Origin of the sequence: Chromobacterium sinusclupearum, assembly GCF_002902845.1 — a bacterium.
In the GTDB taxonomy this organism is placed as follows: Bacteria; Pseudomonadota; Gammaproteobacteria; order Burkholderiales; family Chromobacteriaceae; genus Chromobacterium; species Chromobacterium sinusclupearum.
On sequence record NZ_PPTF01000010.1, the window covers coordinates 39,080 to 62,271 of the forward strand.

Consider the following 23,192-nt stretch of genomic DNA (forward strand, 5'->3'; position numbering starts at 1 on the left):
ATTGATTTGAACTGAAATTCGGGCGGACTTGTTATTGATACCGGGCCGGGCTATAAAAAATGATAGCAGTCGAGAGTAATTATTGGGATTCAGGCTCAAGACAGTTGCGCAAATATTGGCCCGCCGGTAATCTTCTCCGCCTGTTGCCAACTCTATGCTGGAAGCACCAAACATGGCCAAGCTGACCGAACAGGATATCCTCAACTGGGAAGGCGATGACTACATGAACGCCGACCACCTTGAGTTTTTCAAGGACCGGTTGTTGCAGATGCAGCAGGAGTTGCTGGTAAACGCCAACGCTACCGCCAACCATCTGCAAGAACAGGAAGCCACGCCCGATCCGGCCGATCGCGCGACGCTGGAGGAAGAGTACGCCCTGGAGCTGCGCACCCGCGACCGCGAGCGCAAGCTGCTGCAAAAGATCCAGGCCTCCATCCGCCAGATCGAAGACGGTTCCTACGGTTTCTGCGAAGACACCGGCGAGCCGATCGGCCTGAAGCGCCTGATGGCGCGCCCCACCGCCACGCTGTCGGTGGAGGCCCAGGAGCGCCGCGAGCGCATGAAGCGCCAGTACGCCGACTGATCGCCATTCATCCGTTTTGCGCCAAGCGCCGCCGCCTTCGGGCCGCGGCGCTTTTCGCATTGTGCCAGCCGGCGGTTGTCTAGGGCGGACAAATCCGGTTATCTTGCTGCTATGCAGAAAACGACATAGCCAAGGGACAACCGCATGCAACGCCAGACCGATGACGTCAGAATCCGCGAGATCAAGGAACTGCTTCCTCCGATCGCCCACCTGTATGAGCTGCCGATCAGCGAATCCGCCTCCGAACTGATCTACAACACCCGGCGCGACATCGCGGCGCTGCTGCGCGGCGAGGACGACCGCCTGCTGGTGGTGATCGGCCCCTGTTCCATCCACGATACCGACGCCGCGATCGAATACGCGCAGAAGCTGGCGCCGCTGCGCCAGGCGCTGGCTGGCGAGCTGGTGGTGGTGATGCGCGTGTATTTCGAGAAGCCGCGCACCACGGTGGGCTGGAAGGGCCTGATCAACGATCCGCACCTGAACGAGTCCTACGACATCAACGCCGGCCTGCGCATCGCGCGCCGCCTGCTGTTGACGCTGAACAACCTGGGCATGCCGGCCGCCACCGAATTCCTCGACATGATCACGCCGCAGTATTTCGCCGACCTGATCAGCTGGGGCGCCATCGGCGCCCGCACCACCGAGAGCCAGGTGCACCGCGAGCTGGCGTCCGGCCTGTCCTGCCCGGTAGGCTTCAAGAACGGCACCGACGGCAACCTGAAGATCGCGGTGGACGCCATTCGCGCCGCCAGCGTGCCGCACCATTTCCTGTCGGTGACCAAGACCGGCCATTCCGCCATCGTGTCCACCGGCGGCAACCCGGACTGCCACGTCATCCTGCGCGGAGGCAAGGAACCCAACTACTCGGCCGAGCACGTGCGCGCCGCCGCCGCCGAGCTGACCGCCGTGGGCCTGTCGCACAAGCTGATGGTGGATTTCAGCCACGCCAACAGCCGCAAGGACTATCGTCGTCAGATGGAAGTCAGCGCCGATGTGGCCGGCCAGATCGCCGGCGGCGACCGCAGCATCTTCGGCGTGATGGTGGAGAGCCATCTGGTAGAGGGCCGCCAGGATCAGAAACCCGGTTGCGAGCTGAAGTACGGCCAGAGCATCACCGATGGCTGCCTGGGTTGGGACGACACGGAAAAACTGCTGACCCAGCTGGCCGACGCGATCAAGGCTCGCCGCGCCCTGCAGGCTGAGTAAGTCTTGGCGTGACTCAAAGACAATGCCCCGCTTGCGGGGCATTGTCTTGTGCGGCGGAAAGCTTGCCGCTAGCGCGCCGAGACCAGATGGTCGGCCATCTGCTTGATCGCCTGCATTTGCAGGCCCTTCTTCCAGGCATAGGCCGGGCCGGTGTAGCCGAACCAGTCCCAGCAGCCCTGCGGATTCTTCAGCGAGGTCGTGGTCTGCGGATACAGCACCAGGATGTGGTTGCTGTCGGCCCAGTTGTTGTAGCCGGTGTGGGCGTAGAAATCGTCGCCCACCTTGCCGGCGTACTGCTGGCAGCCATGCAGCGCGATATGCACCTTGCAGGTCTCGCCTTCGGCGCAGGCGCGCGGCACATAGACGAAGCCTTCGTCGGCCAGGCTGCTGCCGGAGGCGGCGTACGGCTTCTGGTCGAAGCGGACGATATGGCCGGTCAGCGCTTGCGCCTTGGCTTGCAGCGGGCCGTAGATGTGCTGCAGCAGCACTCCGGCCTGGTCATAGCCTTTGCCTTGCCATTCGCAATGGTTGATGTAGGGCGAGGCGGTGACGCTGCAGTCGTTACCGAAGGCCGGCGTGATCTGGGCATGGCCGGCCGGCAGGCGGCGTTCGTAGGCGATCTGTCCGGCCGGCATGCCGGCCTGGCGGAAGAACTCCGCCGCCACATCCACCACCTGGGTCTTCACCGTGTTGTCGTTGCTGCCGCTGAACAGGTAGACGCGGCGCCGGGCCAGCTTGTCCAGCGGGTCGATCTCGCCTTTGGCGGCAAACTGTTTGGCCGATTTGAGCAACTGGGCGGCGGCTGGCGGCTGGCCCGTATTCATGCAGGGGCCGGCGCCGGCGAGCGCGCCTTTGGCGCAGTAGTATGGTCCGCCGGCTACCACGCCGGCGCCGACCACAGAGGCGGAATAAGCGACCTGATATTGCACCGCCATGAAGGCGCCGGAGGACAAGCCGGATACCGAGGACTGGTTTGGATCGCCATGGAAGGCCGGCAGCGGATCGGCCGCCCAGGCCATGGGCGCCAGCAGGACAGCCAGGCATAGCAAGGATTTTCGGGTCATGAACGCTCCTCAAGAACGTGCCGGCGCGGGCCGGCGGGATGGAAAAGCCAATGCAGCGCTTGCAAGCGGTGTTCATGATGAAAATGGCAAATGCCGGCAGAAATGGCAATGACAATTGTCGAATCGGCGTCTATTGGCCAGTTGCCGGCCCAGCTAGCCGCCTCAGGCTTGCGGTTCCGCCAGCACGTCTTTCAGCGCCACCAGCGCGTTGCTGACTGCCGGCCCGCCGGCGTAAAAGGTCAGCTGCAGAATGGTTTCCAGAATCTGCTGTCGGCTGGCGCCGGCGCGCAGCGCCGCCTCGGCGTGCGCCACCAGTTGCGCCAGCGCGAAACCCTGGGTGGCGCAAGCCGCCACCAGGATCAGCTCGCGAGTGGCGAGATCCAGGCCGGGGCGGGTCAGGATGTGGCCGGTGGCCCAGGCGATGGTCATGTCGGCGAAGTCGGGGCTGATGTCGGCCACCGCCGCCACCCGCTCGCCGCCGCTATGGCCGCCGTGCAGAAATTCGATCAACTCCAGGCCCTGCTGATACTGCGCGTCTTGGCGAATCATGGCTAAGCTCCTTGCTGGTTGGATGATGCACATGCATCTGGCATTCAGTGTCGCCAAAGCTTGCCGTCAGATAAACCAGGCTGGAGTGTGATCACTTGTTCGCGCAGGTTTTGAATGCCGGAGCCGGCCTGTCGATCGCCGGCTCCGGCGGCGCTATTGGAGATCAGCGCGCGGCGGCGGCGGTGCTGCCGCCGATCAGCTTGGCGATCGAGCTCGCCAGCGTGGCGTTGGGCAGGGCGAAGAACAGGCCGCCGCGGCCGTTCTGGGCGCTGGCGCAGTTGCCGGACAGCGCGCCCTCCTGGTTCATGTCGCCGAAGATGGCGTAGGCGGTGCCGTTGCCGGTGCTCACGCCTATTTTGGCGTGGTTGAAGTTGTAGCCCATGCCGCCTTTCAGCGAGAACGAGCGTCCGGCCCAGCTGCCGGAAGTGGCGATGGCCACCGGGCCCGGCGTCGGGAGGCTGCTGTCCCAGCAGGCCGGCGCGCCGGCGCGGCTGGTGGAGGGGATGGCGATGCTCTTGCTGCCCTCCCACCAGGTGGCCGCGCGCAGCGGCACGCCGCCGAGTTCGGCCGACACCAGTTGCCACGGCGGCACCTGCAGCGCCGACGGCTTGGCGATCAGCGTGACCCCGCTGGACAGCTTGCTGACTTGCGGCGTCGAGCTGTCAGACTGCTGCCCCAGCTGGCTGACCGCATTTTGGATATCGGCCGGGCCGCCGTTCTTGACGATCTGCGGGTTGCCCGGGTCGGTCACCACGCTGGCGTTGGCCAGGCCCTGCAACACGGCCAGCGTGTCGGCGTGGCTCAGCTTGAGCGCGAAGAAATGCTGGCTGACCTTGACGTCGTTGTCCTGCACACAGCCCAGGGTGTTGCCGTCGCTGCCGCGCGGATACTGCGCGCTGCCGGAGGCCGGCCACGACGGCGTGCTCACCTGCATCACCACGCCGTTGCCCTGGTTGTCCCACGCCAGCACACCCTTGGAGTGGCCCCACGGCGCGCCGCAGGAAGCGCCGGAGCAGGAGGGAATGGCCGGATCGCCATAGAACTGGTCGTTCCACACCACGTAATTGAGCGTGCCGTTGTAAATCTGCTTGAATGTCGCGCCGACAGGGTCAGTCGTGGTGTCGCCCACACAGCCGCCGCCCTGGCTCAGGCTGGGCTGGCTGCTGCTGGCGTAGACGAACTGCTGGCTGAAGCCGTTGCCGCTGGTGTAGTCCTGCGGGCTGCCGCCGAACTGGCAGCTGTCCACCTGGGCCGAACCGCCGCAGCCGGGGAAGGACGCGGCGTTGAACTTGAAGGCGAACCACCAGTTGACCGGGTGGCTGGCGTCCAGCATGGGAGACGGGGCGGCGTGGACGAGCGCCGGCAGCGCGGCGAGGCTGAGCGCCGCGGCCAAGGCGGCGCGGCGTAAGGTTGGGGGAACAGTCATGGCGTTTCTCCAGATATTGTTTGATGTGAAGCGGCCGTTTCATGGCCGCGCGCCATGCTGATTGAGTATTGTGTAAGCAGCGTTAAGATGATCTGGTTAGAAACATTCCTTAACGTTTTCCTCTGTTTGTAATGAAAACGCCCCCGCGTGGCGGGGGCGTGGCAGATAGTGGGGCGCGATCAGATGGCGGCGGCCAGGCGCGAGCCCTGGTCGATGGCGCGCTTGGCGTCCAGTTCGGCCGCCACGTCTGCGCCGCCGATCAGGTGCACCGGCTTGCCTGCGTCCTGCAGCGGCTGCAGCAGCTCGCGCAGCGGGTCCTGGCCGGCGCAGATCACCACATTGTCCACTGGCAGCACCTGCGATTCGCCCTTGACCGTGATGTGCAGGCCGGCATCGTCGATCTTGTCGTAGCTCACGCCGGACAGCATCCGCACCCGCTTCATCTGCAGGCTGGCACGGTGGATCCAGCCGGTGGTCTTGCCCAGGCCTTCACCCACCTTGCTGGTCTTGCGTTGCAAGAGGTAGACCTCGCGCGGGCTCTTGTGCGGCTGCGGGCCTTGCGGCGTCAGGCCGCCAGCGGTGTCGCCCGTCATGTCCACGCCCCATTCGCGCATGAAGGCCTCGGTGTTCAGCGAGGTGGACTGGCCCTCGTGGCACAGGTATTCCGCGGTGTCGAAACCGATGCCGCCGGCGCCGATGATGGCTACCTTCTTGCCCACCGGCTTCTTGTGCTTGAGCACGTCCAGATAGCTCAGCACCATCGGGTGGTCCACGCCCGGGATGGCCGGCGTGCGCGGCGCGATGCCGGTGGCCAGGATGACTTCGTCGAAGCCGGCCAGATCGGCGGCGGCGACGCGGGTGTTCAGCTTCAGCTCGACGCCGGTGGTTTCGATGCGGCGCTTGAAGTAGCGAATGGTTTCATAGAACTCTTCCTTGCCCGGAATCTGCTTGGCCACGTTGAACTGGCCGCCGATCTCATTGGCCGAATCGAACAGCGTGACGCTGTGGCCGCGTTGGGCGGCGACGGTGGCGAAGGCCAGGCCGGCCGGGCCGGCGCCGACGACAGCCAGCTTCTTGGGCGCGGCGGCGGTTTCGTAGTTCAGCTCGGTTTCGCGGCAGGCGCGCGGGTTGACCAGACAGGAGGTCAGCTTGCCCTGGAAGATGTGGTCCAGACAGGCCTGGTTGCAGCCTATGCAGGTATTGATCTCGTCGCCGCGGCCTGCCGCCGCCTTGTTGACGAAGTCCGGATCGGCCAGGAAGGGGCGCGCCATCGATACCATGTCGGCGCAGCCGCTGGCCAGGATGTCCTCGGCCACTTCCGGCGTGTTGATGCGGTTGGTGGTGATCAGCGGGATCTTCACCTGGCCCATCAGCTTCTTGGTCACCCAGGCGAAGCCGCCGCGCGGCACCATGGTGGCGATGGTGGGCACGCGGGCTTCGTGCCAGCCGATGCCGGTGTTGATCAGGGTGGCGCCGGCCTTTTCGATTTCGCGCGCTAGGTGGGCGACTTCGTCCCAGGTGCTGCCGTCCTGCACCAGGTCCAGCATGGACAGCCGGTAGATGATGATGAAGTTGGGGCCGGCCGCCGCGCGCACCGCCTTGACGGTTTCGATGGCGAAGCGGATGCGGTTTTCAAAGCTGCCGCCCCAGTCGTCGCTGCGCTTGTTGGTGGCGCGGGCGATGAACTGGTTGATCAAATAGCCTTCCGAGCCCATCACCTCGACGCCGTCGTAGCCGGCCTGCTGCGCCAGCTTGGCGCAGCGCGCGAAATCGGCGATGGTTTGCCAGATGTCGGCGTCGGACAGCTCGCGCGGCTTGTAGAAGTTGATCGGCGCGATCAAGGGCGAGGCCGACACGCACTTTTCCTGGAAGCTGTAACGGCCGGAGTGCAGGATTTGCAGCGCGATCTTGCCGCCGGCGGCATGCACGGCGTCGGTCACCAGCTTGTGCTGGGGCACTTCATGCTCGTCCGAAAGCTGGGCCGCGCCTTCCGCCACGCAGCCCTCGGCATTGGGGCCGACACCGCCGGTGACGATCAGCGCCACGCCGCCACGGGCGCGCTCGGCGTAGAAGGCGGCCATTTTTTCGAACCCGTTCGGGGATTCTTCCAGGCCGGTGTGCATCGAACCCATCAGCACGCGGTTTTTCAGCGTGGTGAAGCCCAGGTCCAGCGGGGCCAGCAGGTGCGGGTAAGCGCTCATGTTTCTTCCTCGTGTCCGTTATGTAGCGGCTCGGGCGGGGCGCGCCCAAGCCTTTGATTCGTCTGGCGATGTCAACCCTGTTGGCCAAGATACTTACTGGTAAGTAAGTTGTCAACGCAAGCACCGCGCAATCACCTGTCATTGTGCTGTTGTACCTGACTATAATCGCCGCAGACGACTGGCGTCGTCGCTAACAAAGGAGAATAAAGATGTGCCAAGAAACGCACCACGCTCACACGGATTGCCTGACCCCGCTGCAGCAGCGCCCGCTGGGCCGCCGCGGCTTCCTGAAGCTGGCCACGCTGGGCGGCGGCGCCATGCTGCTGGGCAGCTTTGTGCCGCGCACGGCCTGGGCGGCCAAGGGCACCGACGTGCTGCTGCTGTCCTGCATGGATTACCGGCTGGTCGATGAAACCGCCGCCTTCATGAACGGCATGGGCCTGCGCGACAACTACGACCACATCGTGCTGGCCGGCGCTTCGCTGATTTCCATCACCGACAAATTTCCAGCCTGGAACACCACCTTCTGGCAGCATCTGGGCGTGGCGATAGACCTGCACCACATCAAGAAAGTGGTGTTGCTGGACCATCGCGATTGCGGCGCCTACAAGGTGGTGTTCGATGAAGACTTCGCCAAGGAGCCGGCGAAGGAAACGGAAATCCACGCCACGGCGCTGAAGACCTTGCGGCGGGCCATCTTGGACAAGCACCCGCAACTGGCGGTGGAGAGCTATCTGATGGCGCTGGACGGCAAGGCGGAGGCGATTCCGGCCTGACGGCCGGATGTAGAAAACGGACCCGTTGCGGGTCCGTTTGCGCCTAGTACGGCTGGCAGGAGAAACGCACTGCCAGCTGGTACTGGCCGTTCAGTTGCCTGGGTTGCAGGCTGCTGTCTTCGGCGCCGGCGTCGCCATCCAGATCGGCCCGCGTCATTTGCCCCACTTTCATTCCCAGATTCATGCAAACCTGGTTGGCCTTTTTCGACACGGCACGCGTCACGGCCTGGCTGGTGCTGCCCTGGCCATGCAGCAGATAGGTCTGGTCGGACGAGGCGCTGAGATTGACCTGCGCGGTGGCGCCCAGGTCACTGGCGGTTTGCTGCAGCTGGCTACAAGCGGCCAACGGCGACAAGGCCGCCGCCAGCAGTAAAAGATTCCAACGCATGCTGTTTACTCGCAACGGAACAGCAGCGTGGTCTTGTAGTCCTGATCGCTGCGGATCGGCAGCACATAGCTGGCTACGCTCTTGGCCATTTGCGTCAGCGCGCTGTCGCCATCGTTCTTCGACTCATCTTCTCGATTCAGCACCACCAGTTTCTTCTTCTGGTCCTTGCAGATTTCGTTGGCTTTGCCCACCGCGTTATCCAGCGCGTCCTTGGCATTATCCGCCATGGCGACCGCGGAATAGGTATTGTTCTGTTGCGGCAAAATAGTGGCCTTGAACGAGGAGCAGGCGGACAGCGACAGCACCGTTACGGCAAGCAGCGGAAGAGTCTTGATTTGCATGATGAACCATTGATCAGAATTGAATTTTGTCGCGCCCGCACATGCCCATTCGATGGGCGATAAAACGGGAGCGTGTCAATAATAGTTAAGCCAAAATTTTCTGTACAAGGCTGTTTTGTAAATTGAAACGAACAAAAATCGAAATGGATACCTGCTGAATATTTAAATTTTCACAGGATAGCCGCTGGTTAAGCGAAATAATGCCAATAAAATATTTTATGAAATCCATTTAAGTAAAAAATGTCTTAATTGTTGATTTTGTTGCTTATATCTATCAATAAAAAAGATATTGGCATTTAAATTTATTTTCCTGCTGGTTGTGGCTGTTTTTCTCGTCAGGCGCCGGGGACTGATGGCTGTTGCATTTCTGCTTCCTTTTCCGGTTCGGGACGCTGGCAACAAGCCGCAGCGCGTCTGGGGTAAGCAAGGTTTGGCTCAGGCGTTTTTTTGCGCCAGCCAATGCAGCAAGTCGGCCTCTACCTCGGCGCGGTTGCGCTCGTTCAACATTTCGTGCCGGCCGCCCGGATATACCTTGCTTTGCAAGTCCAGCACGCCGGCGTCGCGGTAGCGGATTTCCAGTTGGCCCAGCGCCAGCCGGCCCAGGCTGACTGGGTCGCGGCTGCCGGCAAACAGCAGGATGCGGCAATGGCGGTTGATGGCGGCGCCGGCAGCCTCGCCCGCTTCCATGGCAATGATGCCGCCGAACAGGTCGGCCCAGAGGCCCGGCGTCGGGTCGAAGCCGCAGTCAGGGTCCGCGATATAGGCATCCACCTCGGCCGGGTCGCGGCTGAGCCAGTCCATGCCGGTACGCCACGGCGGAAAACCCAGATTGAAGCTGCCGAAGACCAGCCTGGCCATCAGCTGGCTGGGGCGGTCCCACCCGTTGCGCCGACCCAAGTATCGCGCCAAGCCGCCCAGCAGCCGCGCCAATGCGTTTTGGCGATAGCCGGTGGACGACAGCATCAGCCCGGACAGATGGGTGCCGTAGCGCAGGAAATAGGCGCGGGCGATGAAGCTGCCCATGCTGTGGCCCAGCAGGACAAGGGGCTGGCCGGGATGTTCGGCGGCGGCGTGGCGGCGCACCGTTTCCACATCGTCCACCACCTTGCGCCAGCCGTCCTCAGCGGCGAAGAAGCCGCGCGGCGCGGGAGAGCTGCCATGGCCGCGGTGGTCGTGCGCGTACACGGCGTAGCCGGCTTCCGCCAGCATGCTGGCGAAGCGGTGGTAGCGTGCGGCGTACTCGCTCATGCCGTGCGAGATGAGCACCACGGCGCGTATCGGTCCCTCCGGCCGCCATTGGCATAGCGGTATGGCGACGCCGTCGGCGGCGGTCAGGGTGGCGCGTAGCATGCGCGGTCCTCTCGTTTCAGCCGAGCAGCGGCCGGTTGTCGAAATGGGGGTGGGTCAGCGAGGTCAGCACATGGTCGCGCCAGGCGCCGTTCAGGAACAGATAGTTCTTGGCCTGGCCTTCGATCACGAAGCCCAGCCGCTGCAGCAAGGCCGCGCTGCGCGCGTTGGACGGCTGATAATTGGCCTGGATGCGGTGCAGCTTCAATTCGTCGAAAGCGAAGCGTATCGCCGCCTGCAGCGCCTCGCGCATCAGGCCTTGGCCTTCGCAGGCATGGTCTATGCCGTAGCCCAGATGGCAGGCCTGGAACACGCCGCGCACGATATTGCTGAAGCCGACGGTGCCGATGATGCGCTCCGGTTCGTCTTGCATGGCCAGCAAGAAGCGGGCGCTATGGCCTTCTGCCCAGGCGCGGGCGGCCTGGCGCATCTGCATGGCCCAATAGGCTTCGGTATAGAACTGTGGCCCTGGCGTAGGATTCCATGGCTCCAGGTGGGCGCGGTTGCGGCTGTGGTAGTCCAGCGCCGCCGCCGTCAGGTCCGGATGAGCCGGCAGCAGTTTCAGGCGCGCGGTATCGAGTGTCGGTTGAGTCAGGCTCATGGCGTCGCGGCGGTATGACAGGCACTAGATAGTAGCCGCAAGCAGGCTTGATGCTCAAGGCATGCCGCCGACTCGGGGCCGGCGGCATGGGGGACTTAGCCGGTCAGCCTCTCCAGCGCCTCGCGGTATTTGGCTGCGGTTTTCTCGCGCACCTCCAGCGGCACGGCCGGGGCCGGGGCCTGCTTGTTCCAGCCCGAGGCCTCCAGCCAGTCGCGGACGAACTGCTTGTCGAAGGACGGCGGGTTGCTGCCTGGCTGGTAGCTGTCGGCCGGCCAGAAGCGGCTGGAATCCGGCGTCAGCGCCTCGTCCATCAGCGTCAGCGTGCCGTTTTCGTCCAGGCCGAACTCGAACTTGGTGTCGCAGATGATGATGCCGCGCGTGGCCGCGTATTCGGCGGCGGTCTGGTACAGCAGGATGGCGGTGTCGCGCACCTTGGCCGCCAGCTCGGCGCCGACGATGGCCTCGCACTGGGCGAAGCTGATGTTTTCGTCGTGGTCGCCGACCGCCGCCTTGGTGGACGGGGTGAAGATGGGTTCGGGCAGCTTGTCCGCTTCCTTCAGCCCGGCCGGCAGCGCGATGCCGCAGACCGAGCCGGACTGCCGGTATTCCTTCCAGCCGGAGCCGGCCAGGTAGCCGCGCACCACCGCCTCGATCGGCACCGCCTTCAAGCGCTTGGCCACCACGGCGCGGCCTTGCACCTGCGGCAGGTCTGCCGCGGCCACCACGTCTTCCGGCTGGTCGCCGGTCAGGTGGTTGGGCACCACGTCCTTCAGTTTTTCAAACCAGAAATTGGAGATGGCGGTCAGAATCTGGCCCTTGGCCGGGATCGGGTCGTCCAGGATCACGTCGAAGGCGGAGAGCCGGTCGGTGGCGATCATCAGCATGCGCTTGTCGTCGATCTCGTACAGATCGCGCACCTTGCCGGAGTAGATCTTCTTCAGGCTGGTCAGATTGGTGGTGTTCAGTCCGGTCATCATGCTTCCTTGAAATGCAAAAGGGCGATGCCTGATGGCATCGCCCGATGAATTACAGCGTATCTTTCAGCGCCCTGGCCTGCTCCAGCGCCTCGTCGGCGCTGGCGGCCATCACGTTGAAGTGGCCCATCTTGCGGCCGGGCCGCGCGGTTTTCTTGCCGTACAGGTGCAGTTGGGCGTTGGGCGCCTCCACCAGCACATCCCAGTTCGGCTCGCCGCCGCCCTCTTTCCACACGTCGCCCAGCAAGTTGACCATCACCACCGGGCTGAGCAGGTCGGTGCGGCCTGGAAGCAGGCCGCACATGGCGCGCACTTGCTGCTGGAACTGGTCGGTCAGGCAGGCGGTCAGCGTGTAATGCCCGGAGTTGTGCGGCCGCGGGGCGATCTCGTTGACCACCAGGCTGTCGTCGGCCAGCACGAAGAACTCCACCGCCAGCACGCCCACATAGTCCAGCGCGTCGGCCAATTTTTTGGCCATGCTCTGCGCCTGCGCGGCCAGCGCCGGGTCTATGCGCGCCGGCACGATGGATTCGTCGAGGATGCCGTCCTGGTGGATGTTTTCCGCCACCGGGAACACCGCGCTTTGCGCTTGGCTGACGCGGGTGACGATGGCCGAGACCTCCAGCTTCAGGTCCAGCATTTTTTCCAGCACGCAGGCCTGGCCGCCCAGGTTGGCGTAGGCGGCGCGCGCTTCGGCGGCGGTTTTGACCCGCACCTGGCCCTTGCCGTCGTAACCGAGGCGGGCGGTTTTCAGGATGCCCGGCAGGTAAGGCGCCAGGTCTACCTGGATGTCTTCGACGCTTTCGATCGCCAGATACGGCGCCGTCGGCAGGCCGGCCTTGTTGATCCAGCTTTTTTCGACAATGCGGTCCTGGGCGATGGCCACGCAATCGCCGGACGGCGAGACGCGCGTGGTCTTGGCCAGCTCGCGCATGGCGTCGGCGTTGACGTTTTCAAACTCGGTGGTGACGGCGGCGCAGCTTTGCGCCAGCTCGCGCAGGGCGGCCGGGTCGTTGTAAGACGCGCGGATATGGCGATCGGCGAAGGCCGCGGCGGGCGCGTTCTCGTCCGGGTCCAGCACGGTGACGCGGTAGCCCATGGTCTTGGCGGCCACGGCGAACATGCGGCCGAGCTGGCCGCCGCCGAGGATGCCCAGCATGGCTGGCGGCAGAATGGCGGCCATTATTCGATCTCCGGCAGCGTCATCGCCAGTACGGTTTGTTCCTGTTCCTGGCGGAAGGCCACCAGCTTCTCGGCCAGTTCCGGACGCGTCGTCGCCAGCATGGCCACGGCGAACAGCGCGGCGTTGGCGGCGCCGGCCTCGCCGATGGCGAAGGTGGCGACCGGTATGCCCTTGGGCATTTGCACGATGGACAGCAGCGAGTCCTCGCCGCGCAGGTATTTCGACGGCACCGGCACGCCCAGCACCGGCACATGTGTTTTGGCGGCCAGCATGCCCGGCAGGTGGGCGGCGCCGCCGGCGCCGGCGATGATGGCCTTCAGGCCGCGCTGGGCGGCTTGTTCGGCGTACTGGAACAGCAGGTCAGGGGTGCGGTGGGCGGAGACGACGCGGGTTTCGCAGGCGACGCCGAAGTGTTTCAGCATGCGCGCGGCGTGCTGCATCACTTCCCAGTCGCTATTGCTACCCATCACGATGCCGACTTCAATCATGGCGGTGCTGCTCGCGGATGGTGAACGAAGACCGCGATTTTAACCGACAGCGCGGCTTACTCGGAATGGTTTTTTATTTTCATATCAAGACAGTTAGCGCGCGAAGCGCGCCGTCATCCGTCCATTCACGCCAGCTTCGGGTAGCTGAACAGCAGCAGGTGCAAGGTGTTGAAGCCTAGGTGGGCCAACACGGCCAGCCATAACTGGCGGCGGGCGGCATAGAGCAGGCCGTAGCCTATGCCGGCCAGGGTCGCCAGGCCCACCCAGGCCCAGCCTCCGGCCAGATGCGCCAGGCCAAACAGCAGCGACGCCGCCAGCAGCGCGGCGAAAGGCTCGGTGCGCAGCTCCAGCCAACGCTGGATGCCGCCGCGGAAGAAGGCCTCTTCCACCAGCGAAACCAGGAAGCAATTGGCCAGCAACCAGGGCAGCAGCCAGGCCGGCCACTTCAGGGAAAAACCGATGATGCCGCTGACGGCGGCGATGCCCAGCGTCAGCAGCAGCGCCAGCGCGCCCACCAGCGCCGCCGGCCAGCCCAATTGCCTGTCCGGCAGCGGCGCGGTGGAGAGGCCCAGCAGCAACATCAGCCCGGCCAGGCCCTTGTCGTAGCTCCAGAACAGCCGGTACGGCGCGCTGTCCGCGCTGGCCTTGCCTTGCCACAGCAGAGGGTTGTCGAAGCCGGGCAGCGCGTGTAGCGCCAGCGCCAACAGCAACGCGATCCACACCACGGTCAGCTCAGGACGCGGGCGTTTGAGCTGCGCCAGCGTCAGGCCGGCGGCGGCGGCGGCGAAGACCACGCCCAGCGGCTGCAGCACGCCGGCCGCCAGCGCCAACAGGGCGCTGCAGGCCAGAGCGATCCAGGCGGGCGGTTGCCGGCGCAGGCTGGCGGACAGCAGGCCAAGCGCAAGCAGCGCGAAGGCGGCCAGCGGCAGAGGGGGCGGCAGGAACATGTCGGCTCCGGGAAGCAGTGGACAAGCGACCGATGATAACGGCTGGCAGCAAAGAGGCCAAACCGCCGCGCCTCATGCGCTGGCGGCTGGGAATGATGCCGCTGCGCGCTGCTGGCAACCGGTTCAGCGCGCCACGACGGCGATGTCGCCCAGATGATAGGTGCCGGTGCGGTTGATCTGGCAGAACACTTTGGCTTGCACGGTGACGGTCTTGCCTTTGTAGCGGCCCATGTCTTCCTGGCTCAGCGCCAGGCTGGTCTTGTCCTGCGGGCCGCAATCGGCACCGTCGTCGAAGCGCATCGGCTTGGCCAGTTTCAGATGATAGGCCTTGAATAGCGTGCCTTCCGCCTTGTCGCCGGAGGTAAGCGGACCGATCACAGTGCCTTGCAGCGTGATCGGCGTTTCGCCGTCGTCGCGAACGGGAATCGGACGGGCCAGGCAGACGGTGGCGACAGCCAGCAGGCTCCATGCCGCCAGGCCGCGGGGGAAGTGGGTTTTCATCATGTGGGTATCGTGTTCAAAAACGGAAGAAGGGATGCCGATCCGAGCCGCATCCCGGTTTTATTCGTTTTCAGGTGCGGCGCCGCTGCCCGATGCGCCCTGCCAGGCGATTGTTTTGGCGCGGCGGCCCAATACAAAGCGGGACCTCGCCTAGGCAGAGATCCCGCTTTGAAAAACGTCGGGCGATTATGTCTTTCGCATCGCCGGCGGTCAATGGGCGGCGCTTCGGCCTGTCATGAGCGGCGCATGCATTGCCGGATGCGCGGCCACAGCGAGCCGCAGGCGGTGGCGACAATGCCGATTTGCGCCAGCATCGCGCCCAGGCCGAAGCCGGGCGGCATCTCGCCGGAATTCGGCGTGGCCGGTTCGGCCAGCAGCATCAACAGCGCGCTGCCGGCAAGCAGCAGCGCGCAAGCCAGCCAATATAAACGGCAAGTGCGCCAAGCCTGGCGCAGCGCGTGCAACAGCGCGGCGAAATACAGCGCCAGCAAGGCAATCAGGGGAATCGACTCGGACATGCGACAGGGCCACGATCAGGGTGGTAACCCGATTTTAGGCCGCGCGCGGCGGCGTTAAGTTCACCGCCCTGAGGCGCGGATAACAATCAACAGCCCTTGGCGCATGCTGCTCAGTGTCCCGCCAGCGCATCCAGCACCTTGCTCGACAAGGCAGACGGCTGCGCGGTGACGCGCAGCAGATGGCGCAGCGCCGGGTGCGGCGGCCGGTGCACGGCGATGCCGTCGGCCAGCAGCCGGCGTTGGATGTCCTCGGCGGCGGCGGCGTTGGGATAGAGCACGGCGACGAAATTGGTGTGCGACGGCAGCACGGTCAGGTCGCGCGCGCGCAGCGCGGCGTCGAGCTTGTCGCGCAGCTGCAGCGTGGCCTGCACCAGCTGGCGCGAGTAGTCCGGATCGTCCAGCACCAGCCGCGCGGCGTGCTGGGCCAGGCCGGACAGCGCGTATTGCGGGCGGATCTGGTCGGCCTTGGCGATGATGTCGGCCGGCGCCAGCGCGAAGCCGACACGCAGGCCGGCCAGGCCGTAGGCCTTGGACAAGGTGCGCAGCCGCAGCGTGTTGGGCAGCGCGCCGGCCGGCGGCGCGTCTTGAGGCTCGGTGCAGAAATCGACGTAGGCTTCGTCCAGAATCAGCAGCGTGCTCGATGGCAGCTGCTGGCGCAGCGCCTGGATATCGGCGGCGGACCAGTAGTGGCCGGTGGGATTGTCCGGGTTGGCCAGATACAGCGCCACGGCGCGCTCGGCCTGCGCCACTTCGCACAGCCGCGCCAAGTCGGGCCGCAGGCCGATGCCATGTGGGCGATACGGCACTTCCAGGATGCGCGCGCCCACGCCTTCGGCGAAGTAGCGGAAGGCGGGGTAGGTGCCGGCGCTGCACACCACGGCGTCCCCGGCATTGCAGCGCAAGCGCAGCGCCAGCAGGATCAGGCTGTCCGCGCCGCTGTCGAATAGCACCTGGCTGGGTTCGACGCCGTGCAACTGCGCCGCGCGCTCGCGCAAGGCCAGCGCGTACGGGTCTGGATAGAGTCTGGCCAGTTCGGCCAGCGCCTCCCCCCATTGCGCCAACAGCGGGGAGTCGGGGCGTGCCAGGCTTTCGTTGGCGCCCAGCCGATTGACCACCTTGTGGCCCAGCGCCGCTTCCAGCTTGGCGATGCCGGGAAACGGATTGACGATGGTGTGGTGTTCCAGATGGCGCGCGTAATGTGGCATGACAATTCCCGGCATTCCAGTTGATTGGGCCATTCTAGGCCAAGAGTCTGTTCAGACAAGCCACCATCTGGAAATATCCTTATGCCAAAGGAATTATTGGGCGGCGGAGGCCGCGGGTTTGGCGGCGACGGGCGTTGACGCGGCCGGTTTGGGCGGAGCCGGCTCATGGCGAGCGGCCGGCGCCTTGGGCAGGACCAGCGGGCCCTTGTAGCCGCAAGCGACCAGGAATAGGGACAAACTTGCGCAAGCGAGCAGGGTACGCATACTGGCAATGATCCGTTATGGCAAAATCAGCATACTAGCAAAACCCCGCCGCGCCGTGTTGTCCCCGGGCGGCGCCATCAGGAAGCCATCATGACCGAAAGCGAATTTCTGCAATTGAGCGACGCCATTTTCGACCGCATCGAACAGGCGCTGGACGATCACGAGCTGGATGTCGATACCTTGCGCCAGGGCAATGTGCTGGAGATCGAGTTCGACAGCGGCGAAAAAGTCATCGTCAATCGCCACGCTTCCAATCAGGAGATGTGGATCGCCGCCAAGAGCGGCGGCTACCATTTCGCGCGCCAGGGCGAAGCCTGGATCGCCGGCCGCGACGGCTCGGAATTCTTTTCCACGCTGGCCGAGGCGATCCGCGCCGGCAGCGGCGAGGGCTTCAGTTTCGACGACTGACTCCGCGCGATGGAGGAGGCCAAGCAGCGGCAGGATGGATAAGCGGAAATCATGAATTTACAAATTGTTTACATTTGTTAATGTCCAGATAAGAACTTGATCTGACGCAGGTAAATCCGCCATCCCCAGTATCAATATTCGAGCAAAACGATTTTCTAATATTTGTTTGAATGAGGACTGGACCATGCTCTCCCCAACCGCGACTATCAATGTCGGCAACACCGGCTTCATGCTGCTGTGCGCCAGCCTGGTCATGCTGATGACCCCTGGCCTGGCTTTCTTCTACGGCGGCCTAGTGGGCCGCAAGAATGTGCTGACCATCATGGCCCAGAGCTTCATGTCTCTGGGCTGGACCACCGTGCTGTGGTTCGCCTTCGGCTATTCGATGTGCTTCGGCCCCAGCTGGCACGGCATCATCGGCGACCCCACCTACTACGCCTTCATGCGCGGCATTACTCTGCACAGCATGTACGCCGGCAACGACGCCGGCATTCCGTTGATCGTGCATGTGGCCTACCAGATGATGTTCGCCATCATCACGCCAGCGCTGATCACCGGCGCCTTCGCCAACCGGGTGACGGTGAAAGCCTATTTCCTGTTTCTGACCGGCTGGCTGGTGCTGGTCTACTTCCCCTTCGTCCACATGGTGTGGAGCCCGGACGGCCTACTGGCCAAGTGGGGTGTGCTGGACTTCGCCGGCGGCATCGTGGTGCACAACACCGCCGGTTTCGCCGCGCTGGCGTCCATCCTGTATGTCGGCCGCCGTTCCCTGGTGGAGAACAAGCCGCATAATGTGCCGCTGATCGCGCTGGGCACTGGCCTGTTGTGGTTTGGTTGGTATGGCTTCAACGCCGGTTCCGAGCTGAAAGTGGACGCGGTGACCGCCTCCGCCTTCCTCAATACCGACGTGGCGGCATCGTTCGCCGGCACCGCCTGGTTCCTGCTGGAATGGTCGCATGCCAAGCAACCCAAGTTCGTCGGCCTGTTGACCGGCGCCGTGGCCGGCCTGGCCACCATCACTCCGGCCGCCGGCTATGTGTCGCTGGGCAGCGCCGCTGTGATCGGCCTGATCGCCGCCGTGGTGTGCTACTACGCCGTGCAGTTGAAGAATCGCCTGAACTGGGACGACGCGCTGGATGTGTGGGGCGTGCACGGCGTGGGCGGCCTGCTCGGCACCATTCTGCTGGGCGTATTCGCCACCAAGGGCTGGAATGCCGCCGGCGCCGACGGCTTGTTGTACGGCGACGCCAGCTTCCTGTTCAAACAGGTGGTGGCGGCCGTGGCCTCCGGCGCCTGGGCGTTTGGCTTCACCTACGGCATGCTGTGGCTGATCGACCGCGTCACGCCGGTCAAGGTGGGCGCCGCTGTCGAGCAGGCCGGTCTGGACGTCAGCCTGCACGGCGAGGAAGCCTATATCTGAGCCGTAGATCGGCTGTCTGCTTGGCTCAAGCCGCGGCGCGTCCGCGGCTTTTTGCTGGGCGTCAGAGCAGGATGGCGACAGCGCGCCACAGCATGGCGACGCCTATGGCCGCCACCAGCAGCGCGAAGCCGCGCAGCAGTTGCTGCGGCGACAGCCGCGTGCTGAGCCGCCGGCCTAGCAGCATGCCGGCCATCGCCGCCAGCACGAAGCCGGCGCTGAGCAGCAAGGGCGGCCGCGCGCCGTGCCAGAGCGCGGAGACCACGCCGCCGCTGCCGACCAGCGCGATCACCAGCAGCGAGGTGGCGATGATGGCGTGCATGCCCAGATCGCTCAGCCGGCGCAGCGCCGGCACGATGACGAAGCCGCCGCCGACGCCCAGCAGGCCGGTCAGCAAGCCGGTGAAGGCGCCGACGCCGGCCAGCGCCGCGGCGCTGAGCACGTTCCAGCGCAGGCGGCCGGTGTCCGGGTTCAGCCGGCACAGCGTTTGCCTTGGCTGCTGGGACAGGATGGCCTCGGGGTGGGCGGCGCGCCAGGTGCGGGCGGCTACGGTCAGCATGGCCAGCGCGAATAGCCCGGTCAACCACGCACTCGGCAATTGCTGCGCCAGCCGGGTGCCCAGCGCGGTGAACGGCAAGCTGCTGATTGCCATCAGCCAAGCGGCGCGGTAACGCACCAAGCGGCGGCGCCAGCCCTCATAGGCGCCAAGCGCGGCGCCCGCGACCACGGCCAGCAGCGCCACCGGCGCCGCTTGCGGCAGGCTCCAGCCCTGGGTGGCCATCAGCGCCGGAATGGCCAGAATGCCGCCGCCGGCGCCGGTCAGTCCCAATATCGCGCCCAGCAGCATGCCCAGCGTCAGCATCAGCAGCATGCAAGGGCTCCGGGAACAGGCGCAATGCGGCGGGCGGGAAATGGGGGCATGAGGGGCAGGTCTTTATCGGCTATACTTCAATACATTATATGATTTAATATAATGAAGTAAAGCCCATACGCGGAGGAAAACATGCCGGTTCAGATCGAGAGCTTTTTCGATGCCGTTACCCATACCATCAGCCACATCGTCTACGACCGGCCTGGCGGCCACGCGGCCATCATCGATCCCGTGCTGGATTTCGATCCCAGCTCCGGCCGCAGCGCGCGCCATGGCGCGGACCGGCTGCTGGCTTTTCTGATGGAGCAGCGGCTGACGCTGCAGTGGATACTGGAAACCCATGCCCACGCAGACCACTTGTCCGCCGCCGGGTATTTGAAGGACAAGGCCGGCGGCCAAATCGGCATCGGCCGGCGCATAGACGAGGTGCAGTCCACATTCAGCCGGGTGTTCAATCTGGAGCCGGCGTTCCGCTGCGATGGCTCGCAGTTCGACCATCTGTTCGGCGACGGAGAAACCTTCCGCATCGGCGAGCTGGACGCCCGCGTGCTGGCGCTGCCCGGCCATACGCCGGCCGATGTCGGCTATCAGGTGGAAGACGCGGTGTTTGTCGGCGACACCTTGTTCATGCCGGACGTGGGCACCGCGCGCTGCGATTTTCCTGGCGGCGATGCCGCCACGCTGTACCGCTCCATCCGCAAGCTGCTGGCGCTGCCGGACGAAACCCGGCTGCTGCTGTGCCACGACTATCCGCCGCCGGGCCGCGAGCCGGCGTGGCGCGTGACGGTGGCCGAGCAACGCCGCGCCAATCTGCATGCGCGCGACGGGGTGGACGAGGCGGCCTTTGTGAAGATGCGCCAGGCGCGCGATGAGACGCTGGACATGCCGCGGCTGTTGCTGCCATCGATCCAGGTCAATATCCGCGCCGGCCGGCTGCCGCCGGCGGAAGACAACGGCGTGCGTTACCTGAAGCTGCCGCTGGACGCGTTCTGAGCGCGGCGCGCCATTTCGCTCTTGGCCAGATCCAGCGCCTTGGCGCGGGCGCCGGCGTCGCCCTGCGCTCCGGCGCGGGCATACCAGCGTATCGCCGCCGGAATGTTTTGCTTCACGCCGCGGCCGTGTTCATACATGCTGGCGGTCAGATATTGCGCGCCGACGTCGCCCTGCTTGGCCGCCTCCTCGTACCAGTAAGCGGCCAGCCTGTCGTCCTGCGGCGCGCCTCGGCCCAGGAAATACTGGGTGCCCAGGTCCAGCTGGGCCGCCAGATAGCCCTGCCGCGCGGCCAGCGTGAACCAGCGCGTCGCCTCGGTCAGCGACTTGGGCACGGCGTCGCCGCGCTCGGCCAGCAGGCCCAGCGCATGCTGTGCCTGCGCCAGGTTGAGATCGGCTGCCTTTTTCAGCCAGAAGACCGCCGCCGGCTTGTCCACCGGCCCGGCCTCGCCGCGCCAGTCCATCATCGCCAGGTCGAAGGCGGCTACCCGGTCGCCGTGCTCGGCCGCCTGCCAAAAAGCGACGCGGGCGGCGGCCAGCCGGCCGCCCTGATACTCATGCCAGCCAGGCACTTCCGGCGCGGCGGCCAGCGCGCCCAGGCTGAACAGCAACGGCCAGATCGCAAGACGTTTCATCGCGGTTCTCCTGCTTTGAGTTTAGTCGCGGCGGCCGGTGAATTCTGACGGCGCGGCGTTTTTGTCTGTTGGCGCGGACTGTGGCACGCTACACTATTTGACTAGATGTCACTGGAGTACCCGATGAGTGCCTCCCCGCTTGATCCGCTGTGGTCGGCCATCCGCGACGAAACGCTGACTGCGGTGGACAGCGAGCCGTTGCTGGCCAGTTTTCTGCACATGACCGTATTGCGCCACGCCACGCTGGAAGACGTGCTGGCCTTCCATCTTTCCAGCAAGCTCGCCAGTCCGGTGATGGACCCGCGCGCGCTGCTTGAACTGTTCCGCGAAGCCTTCCAGGCCGATCCGGCCATCAGTGCGGCGATGCGCGCCGACATCCGCGCCTGTTACGAGCGCGACCCGGCTTGCGACCGCTATTCCACGCCGCTGTTGTATTTCAAGGGCTTCCACGCCATTCAGAGCCAGCGTATCACGCATTGGCTATGGCAGCAGGGCCGCACCACGCTGGCGCTGTTTTTGCAGAACCGCATTTCCGAAGTGACCGGCGCCGACATCCATCCGGCGGCGCGCATCGGCGAAGGCGTGATGCTGGACCATGGCACCGGCCTGGTGGTCGGCGAAACCGCCGTCATTGGCAACAATGTGTCCATCCTGCACGGCGTGACGCTGGGCGGGTCCGGCAAGGAGCGCGGCGACCGCCATCCTAAGATAGGCGACGGCGTGATGCTGGGCGCCGGCTCGGCGGTGCTGGGCAATATCCGCGTCGGCGAGTGCGCCAAGGTGGGGGCCGGCAGCGTGGTGCTGGAGGACGTGCCGCCGCACGCCACGGTGGCCGGCGTGCCGGCGCGGGTGGTGGCGCAAGCCTGTCCCGGCACCCCGGCGCTGGACATGGATCAGCGGGTGTAGGCCTTTCCCCGGCGACGGCCCGGCCTGTAATGAAAGTACAGCTGGCTTTGCCGCCGTCGCCGCCGCGCTGCCCATTCCGTTGACCGCCCTGCCCCGATCCGTCCGCGTGGAATCGGCCCTGGCGGGCTTGTCCGGCAAGGTCGCCGGTTCTTGGTAGTTTTCCAACAGTCTCGATGCCAACGGCTTGGCGGCCTGTAGCTTAGCCGCTACAATGCGCGCGGCCGGCGACCGCCCCGATATTGCATGGCGGCGCCGGGTTCATCAGGAAAACCACCCCATGAACGTCAGAGTTGTCGATTACCGCGCCCCGGACGCCGCGGAGCAGTTCACCCGTTCCCTGCACGAAACCGGCTTCGGCGTGTTGACCAACCATCCCATCCCGCAAGACCTGGTGGAGAAGATCTACGCCGAATGGCTGGGCTTCTTCAACAGCGAAGAAAAGTTCGACTACGCCTTCTCGGTGGAGAAGCAGGACGGCTGGTTCTCGCCGGAGGTGTCGGAAACCGCCAAGGGCGCCACGCTCAAGGACATCAAGGAATATTTCCACATCTATCCGTGGGGCCGCGTGCCGCCGGCTCTCAAGGCCGACGCTGACCGTTACTACGGCATCGCCAACCAGCTGGCGCAGGAGCTGCTGTCCTGGGTGCAGCAATACACCCCGTCCGACATCGCCGCCAACTACCGCGAGCCGCTGTCGCACATGATTGAAGGCAGCCAGCAGACGCTGCTGCGCGTGCTGCGTTACCCGCCGCTGACCGGCAACGAGCCGGCCGGCTCGCTGCGCGCCGCCGCCCACGGCGACATCAATCTGCTGACCATCCTGCCGGCCGCCAACGAGCCGGGCCTGCAGGTGCAGGACAAGCACGGCGACTGGATCGACGTGCCCTGCGACTTCGGCACCCTGGTGGTGAACATCGGCGACATGCTGCAGGAGGCGTCCGCCGGCTACTACCCGTCCACCCAGCACCGCGTGGTCAACCCCAGCGGCGAGGGCGCGAAGAAAAGCCGCGTTTCGCTGCCGCTGTTCCTGCACCCGCGGCCGGAGGTGGTGCTGTCCGACCGCCACACCGCCGGCAGCTATCTGGACGAGCGCCTGCGCGAACTGGGCGTCAAGATGTAAGAACGTGTTCACGATCTTTGGCTTTTGGGCCTGGCTTGCGAGAAGCAAATATGTTTTCGATGTGCAGGGTGGCCTTTAGGGGTGGAGGGAATATTTGGCCAAGCAAATATCCCCTCCCTGCACGCCGGGCAGCCCCGGCTATGAAAACGGTAATCCGCGTAGCGGATTCAAAGCCCAAAAAATCGTGAACATGTCTTAAGCGGCAGACCCTGGCCTATCCAAAAACCGAAGCGTCGCTTCGGTTTTTTTTCGTCTATCGCTTGACCGCATGCTGCGAGGC

The 23,192-nt window shown here is 64.9% G+C and carries 26 protein-coding genes; 8 read left to right on the forward strand and 18 right to left on the reverse strand.

Annotation, left to right across the window (positions count from 1 at the left end; translation table 11 throughout):
• Positions 1 to 172 precede the first annotated feature (172 nt).
• Positions 173 to 583, forward strand: a complete 411-nt coding sequence (dksA, locus tag C2134_RS02260; protein ID WP_043627703.1) for an RNA polymerase-binding protein DksA — start codon at positions 173 to 175, stop codon at positions 581 to 583.
• A gap of 144 nt (positions 584 to 727) precedes the next feature.
• Positions 728 to 1,792: a 3-deoxy-7-phosphoheptulonate synthase AroG gene (aroG, locus tag C2134_RS02265; protein ID WP_103317214.1), complete on the forward strand. Its 1,065-nt coding sequence runs from the start codon at positions 728 to 730 to the stop codon at positions 1,790 to 1,792.
• Between the two features lie 68 nt (positions 1,793 to 1,860).
• Here aroG and C2134_RS02270 read toward each other — a convergent pair whose 3' ends face one another.
• The 4 genes from C2134_RS02270 to C2134_RS02285 all read right to left on the reverse strand — a co-directional run bounded on the left by C2134_RS02270 (position 1,861) and on the right by C2134_RS02285 (position 7,032).
• Positions 1,861 to 2,856 (reverse strand): extracellular catalytic domain type 2 short-chain-length polyhydroxyalkanoate depolymerase, encoded by a 996-nt coding sequence (locus C2134_RS02270; protein ID WP_103317216.1) that lies wholly within the window; start codon positions 2,854 to 2,856, stop codon positions 1,861 to 1,863.
• Positions 2,857 to 3,018: 162 nt separating this feature from the next.
• Positions 3,019 to 3,405, reverse strand: a complete 387-nt coding sequence (locus C2134_RS02275) for a carboxymuconolactone decarboxylase family protein (RefSeq protein WP_103317217.1) — start codon at positions 3,403 to 3,405, stop codon at positions 3,019 to 3,021.
• Between the two features lie 163 nt (positions 3,406 to 3,568).
• A complete protein-coding gene (locus tag C2134_RS02280) occupies positions 3,569 to 4,831 on the reverse strand; it encodes a deoxyribonuclease II family protein (protein ID WP_103317219.1) in 1,263 nt (420 codons plus the stop codon).
• Between the two features lie 179 nt (positions 4,832 to 5,010).
• Positions 5,011 to 7,032, reverse strand: a complete 2,022-nt coding sequence (locus C2134_RS02285) for an NADPH-dependent 2,4-dienoyl-CoA reductase (RefSeq protein ID WP_103317222.1) — start codon at positions 7,030 to 7,032, stop codon at positions 5,011 to 5,013.
• A gap of 209 nt (positions 7,033 to 7,241) precedes the next feature.
• Between C2134_RS02285 and C2134_RS02290 the strand changes: the two genes are divergently transcribed.
• Positions 7,242 to 7,808: a carbonic anhydrase gene (locus C2134_RS02290; RefSeq protein ID WP_103317225.1), complete on the forward strand. Its 567-nt coding sequence runs from the start codon at positions 7,242 to 7,244 to the stop codon at positions 7,806 to 7,808.
• A gap of 43 nt (positions 7,809 to 7,851) precedes the next feature.
• Here the strand turns inward: C2134_RS02290 and C2134_RS02295 are convergent, their stop codons facing one another.
• From C2134_RS02295 to lptM, 12 genes are all read right to left on the reverse strand, one after another.
• Positions 7,852 to 8,196, reverse strand: coding sequence for a hypothetical protein (locus C2134_RS02295; RefSeq protein WP_103317227.1), 345 nt, complete (start codon positions 8,194 to 8,196; stop codon positions 7,852 to 7,854).
• 5 nt (positions 8,197 to 8,201) lie between these two features.
• The gene (locus C2134_RS02300) at positions 8,202 to 8,537 is read right to left on the reverse strand and encodes a hypothetical protein (RefSeq protein WP_103317229.1); all 336 of its coding nucleotides are present in this window, start codon (positions 8,535 to 8,537) and stop codon (positions 8,202 to 8,204) included.
• A 435-nt stretch (positions 8,538 to 8,972) separates the two neighbouring features.
• Positions 8,973 to 9,887, reverse strand: coding sequence for an alpha/beta hydrolase (locus tag C2134_RS02305; protein ID WP_103317231.1), 915 nt, complete (start codon positions 9,885 to 9,887; stop codon positions 8,973 to 8,975).
• Between the two features lie 16 nt (positions 9,888 to 9,903).
• A complete protein-coding gene (locus tag C2134_RS02310; RefSeq protein WP_103317233.1) occupies positions 9,904 to 10,485 on the reverse strand; it encodes a GNAT family N-acetyltransferase in 582 nt (193 codons plus the stop codon).
• Positions 10,486 to 10,580: 95 nt separating this feature from the next.
• Entirely contained in the window at positions 10,581 to 11,459 is an 879-nt protein-coding gene (locus tag C2134_RS02315; protein ID WP_103317234.1) for a phosphoribosylaminoimidazolesuccinocarboxamide synthase, read from the reverse strand.
• A gap of 52 nt (positions 11,460 to 11,511) precedes the next feature.
• A complete protein-coding gene (locus C2134_RS02320; protein WP_103317236.1) occupies positions 11,512 to 12,642 on the reverse strand; it encodes a 5-(carboxyamino)imidazole ribonucleotide synthase in 1,131 nt (376 codons plus the stop codon).
• Complete coding sequence (gene purE / locus C2134_RS02325) at positions 12,642 to 13,130, reverse strand: 5-(carboxyamino)imidazole ribonucleotide mutase (protein WP_103317238.1); 489 nt, start codon at positions 13,128 to 13,130, stop codon at positions 12,642 to 12,644. The genes C2134_RS02320 and purE overlap by 1 nt, the downstream gene beginning before the upstream one ends.
• A gap of 125 nt (positions 13,131 to 13,255) precedes the next feature.
• Positions 13,256 to 14,077 (reverse strand): CPBP family intramembrane glutamic endopeptidase, encoded by an 822-nt coding sequence (locus C2134_RS02330; protein ID WP_103317240.1) that lies wholly within the window; start codon positions 14,075 to 14,077, stop codon positions 13,256 to 13,258.
• 123 nt (positions 14,078 to 14,200) lie between these two features.
• Positions 14,201 to 14,581 (reverse strand): hypothetical protein, encoded by a 381-nt coding sequence (locus C2134_RS02335; protein WP_071109528.1) that lies wholly within the window; start codon positions 14,579 to 14,581, stop codon positions 14,201 to 14,203.
• 230 nt (positions 14,582 to 14,811) lie between these two features.
• Complete coding sequence (locus C2134_RS02340; protein ID WP_103317242.1) at positions 14,812 to 15,096, reverse strand: hypothetical protein; 285 nt, start codon at positions 15,094 to 15,096, stop codon at positions 14,812 to 14,814.
• 110 nt (positions 15,097 to 15,206) lie between these two features.
• Positions 15,207 to 16,301: a pyridoxal phosphate-dependent aminotransferase gene (locus C2134_RS02345; protein ID WP_103317244.1), complete on the reverse strand. Its 1,095-nt coding sequence runs from the start codon at positions 16,299 to 16,301 to the stop codon at positions 15,207 to 15,209.
• 93 nt (positions 16,302 to 16,394) lie between these two features.
• Positions 16,395 to 16,565 carry an LPS translocon maturation chaperone LptM gene (gene lptM, locus C2134_RS22140; protein WP_369406773.1) on the reverse strand — a complete coding sequence of 57 codons (171 nt, stop codon included), beginning with the start codon at positions 16,563 to 16,565 and terminating at the stop codon, positions 16,395 to 16,397.
• A 90-nt stretch (positions 16,566 to 16,655) separates the two neighbouring features.
• On the opposite strand from lptM, the gene cyaY reads away from it, so the two are divergent.
• On the forward strand, positions 16,656 to 16,973 hold the full coding sequence (cyaY, locus tag C2134_RS02350) for an iron donor protein CyaY (RefSeq protein WP_103317246.1): 318 nt from the start codon (positions 16,656 to 16,658) through the stop codon (positions 16,971 to 16,973).
• 184 nt (positions 16,974 to 17,157) lie between these two features.
• Entirely contained in the window at positions 17,158 to 18,393 is a 1,236-nt protein-coding gene (locus C2134_RS02355) for an ammonium transporter (protein WP_199179856.1), read from the forward strand.
• A 61-nt stretch (positions 18,394 to 18,454) separates the two neighbouring features.
• On the opposite strand, the gene C2134_RS02360 is transcribed toward C2134_RS02355, so the two are convergent.
• A complete protein-coding gene (locus C2134_RS02360; protein WP_103317248.1) occupies positions 18,455 to 19,261 on the reverse strand; it encodes a sulfite exporter TauE/SafE family protein in 807 nt (268 codons plus the stop codon).
• A gap of 132 nt (positions 19,262 to 19,393) precedes the next feature.
• Here C2134_RS02360 and C2134_RS02365 point away from each other — a divergent pair, with 132 nt between their 5' ends.
• Positions 19,394 to 20,254 (forward strand): MBL fold metallo-hydrolase, encoded by an 861-nt coding sequence (locus C2134_RS02365; RefSeq protein ID WP_103317250.1) that lies wholly within the window; start codon positions 19,394 to 19,396, stop codon positions 20,252 to 20,254.
• Here C2134_RS02365 and C2134_RS02370 read toward each other — a convergent pair.
• Complete coding sequence (locus C2134_RS02370) at positions 20,224 to 20,886, reverse strand: tetratricopeptide repeat protein (RefSeq protein ID WP_103317252.1); 663 nt, start codon at positions 20,884 to 20,886, stop codon at positions 20,224 to 20,226. The two genes, C2134_RS02365 and C2134_RS02370, sit on opposite strands and share 31 nt — an antisense overlap.
• Before the next feature lie 123 nt (positions 20,887 to 21,009).
• Here C2134_RS02370 and cysE point away from each other — a divergent pair, with 123 nt between their 5' ends.
• Together cysE and C2134_RS02380 are read left to right on the forward strand one after the other, a co-directional pair.
• Positions 21,010 to 21,792: a serine O-acetyltransferase gene (cysE, locus tag C2134_RS02375; protein WP_043627664.1), complete on the forward strand. Its 783-nt coding sequence runs from the start codon at positions 21,010 to 21,012 to the stop codon at positions 21,790 to 21,792.
• A 277-nt stretch (positions 21,793 to 22,069) separates the two neighbouring features.
• Positions 22,070 to 22,912 carry an isopenicillin N synthase family dioxygenase gene (locus C2134_RS02380; protein ID WP_103317254.1) on the forward strand — a complete coding sequence of 281 codons (843 nt, stop codon included), beginning with the start codon at positions 22,070 to 22,072 and terminating at the stop codon, positions 22,910 to 22,912.
• Positions 22,913 to 23,192 lie beyond the last annotated feature (280 nt).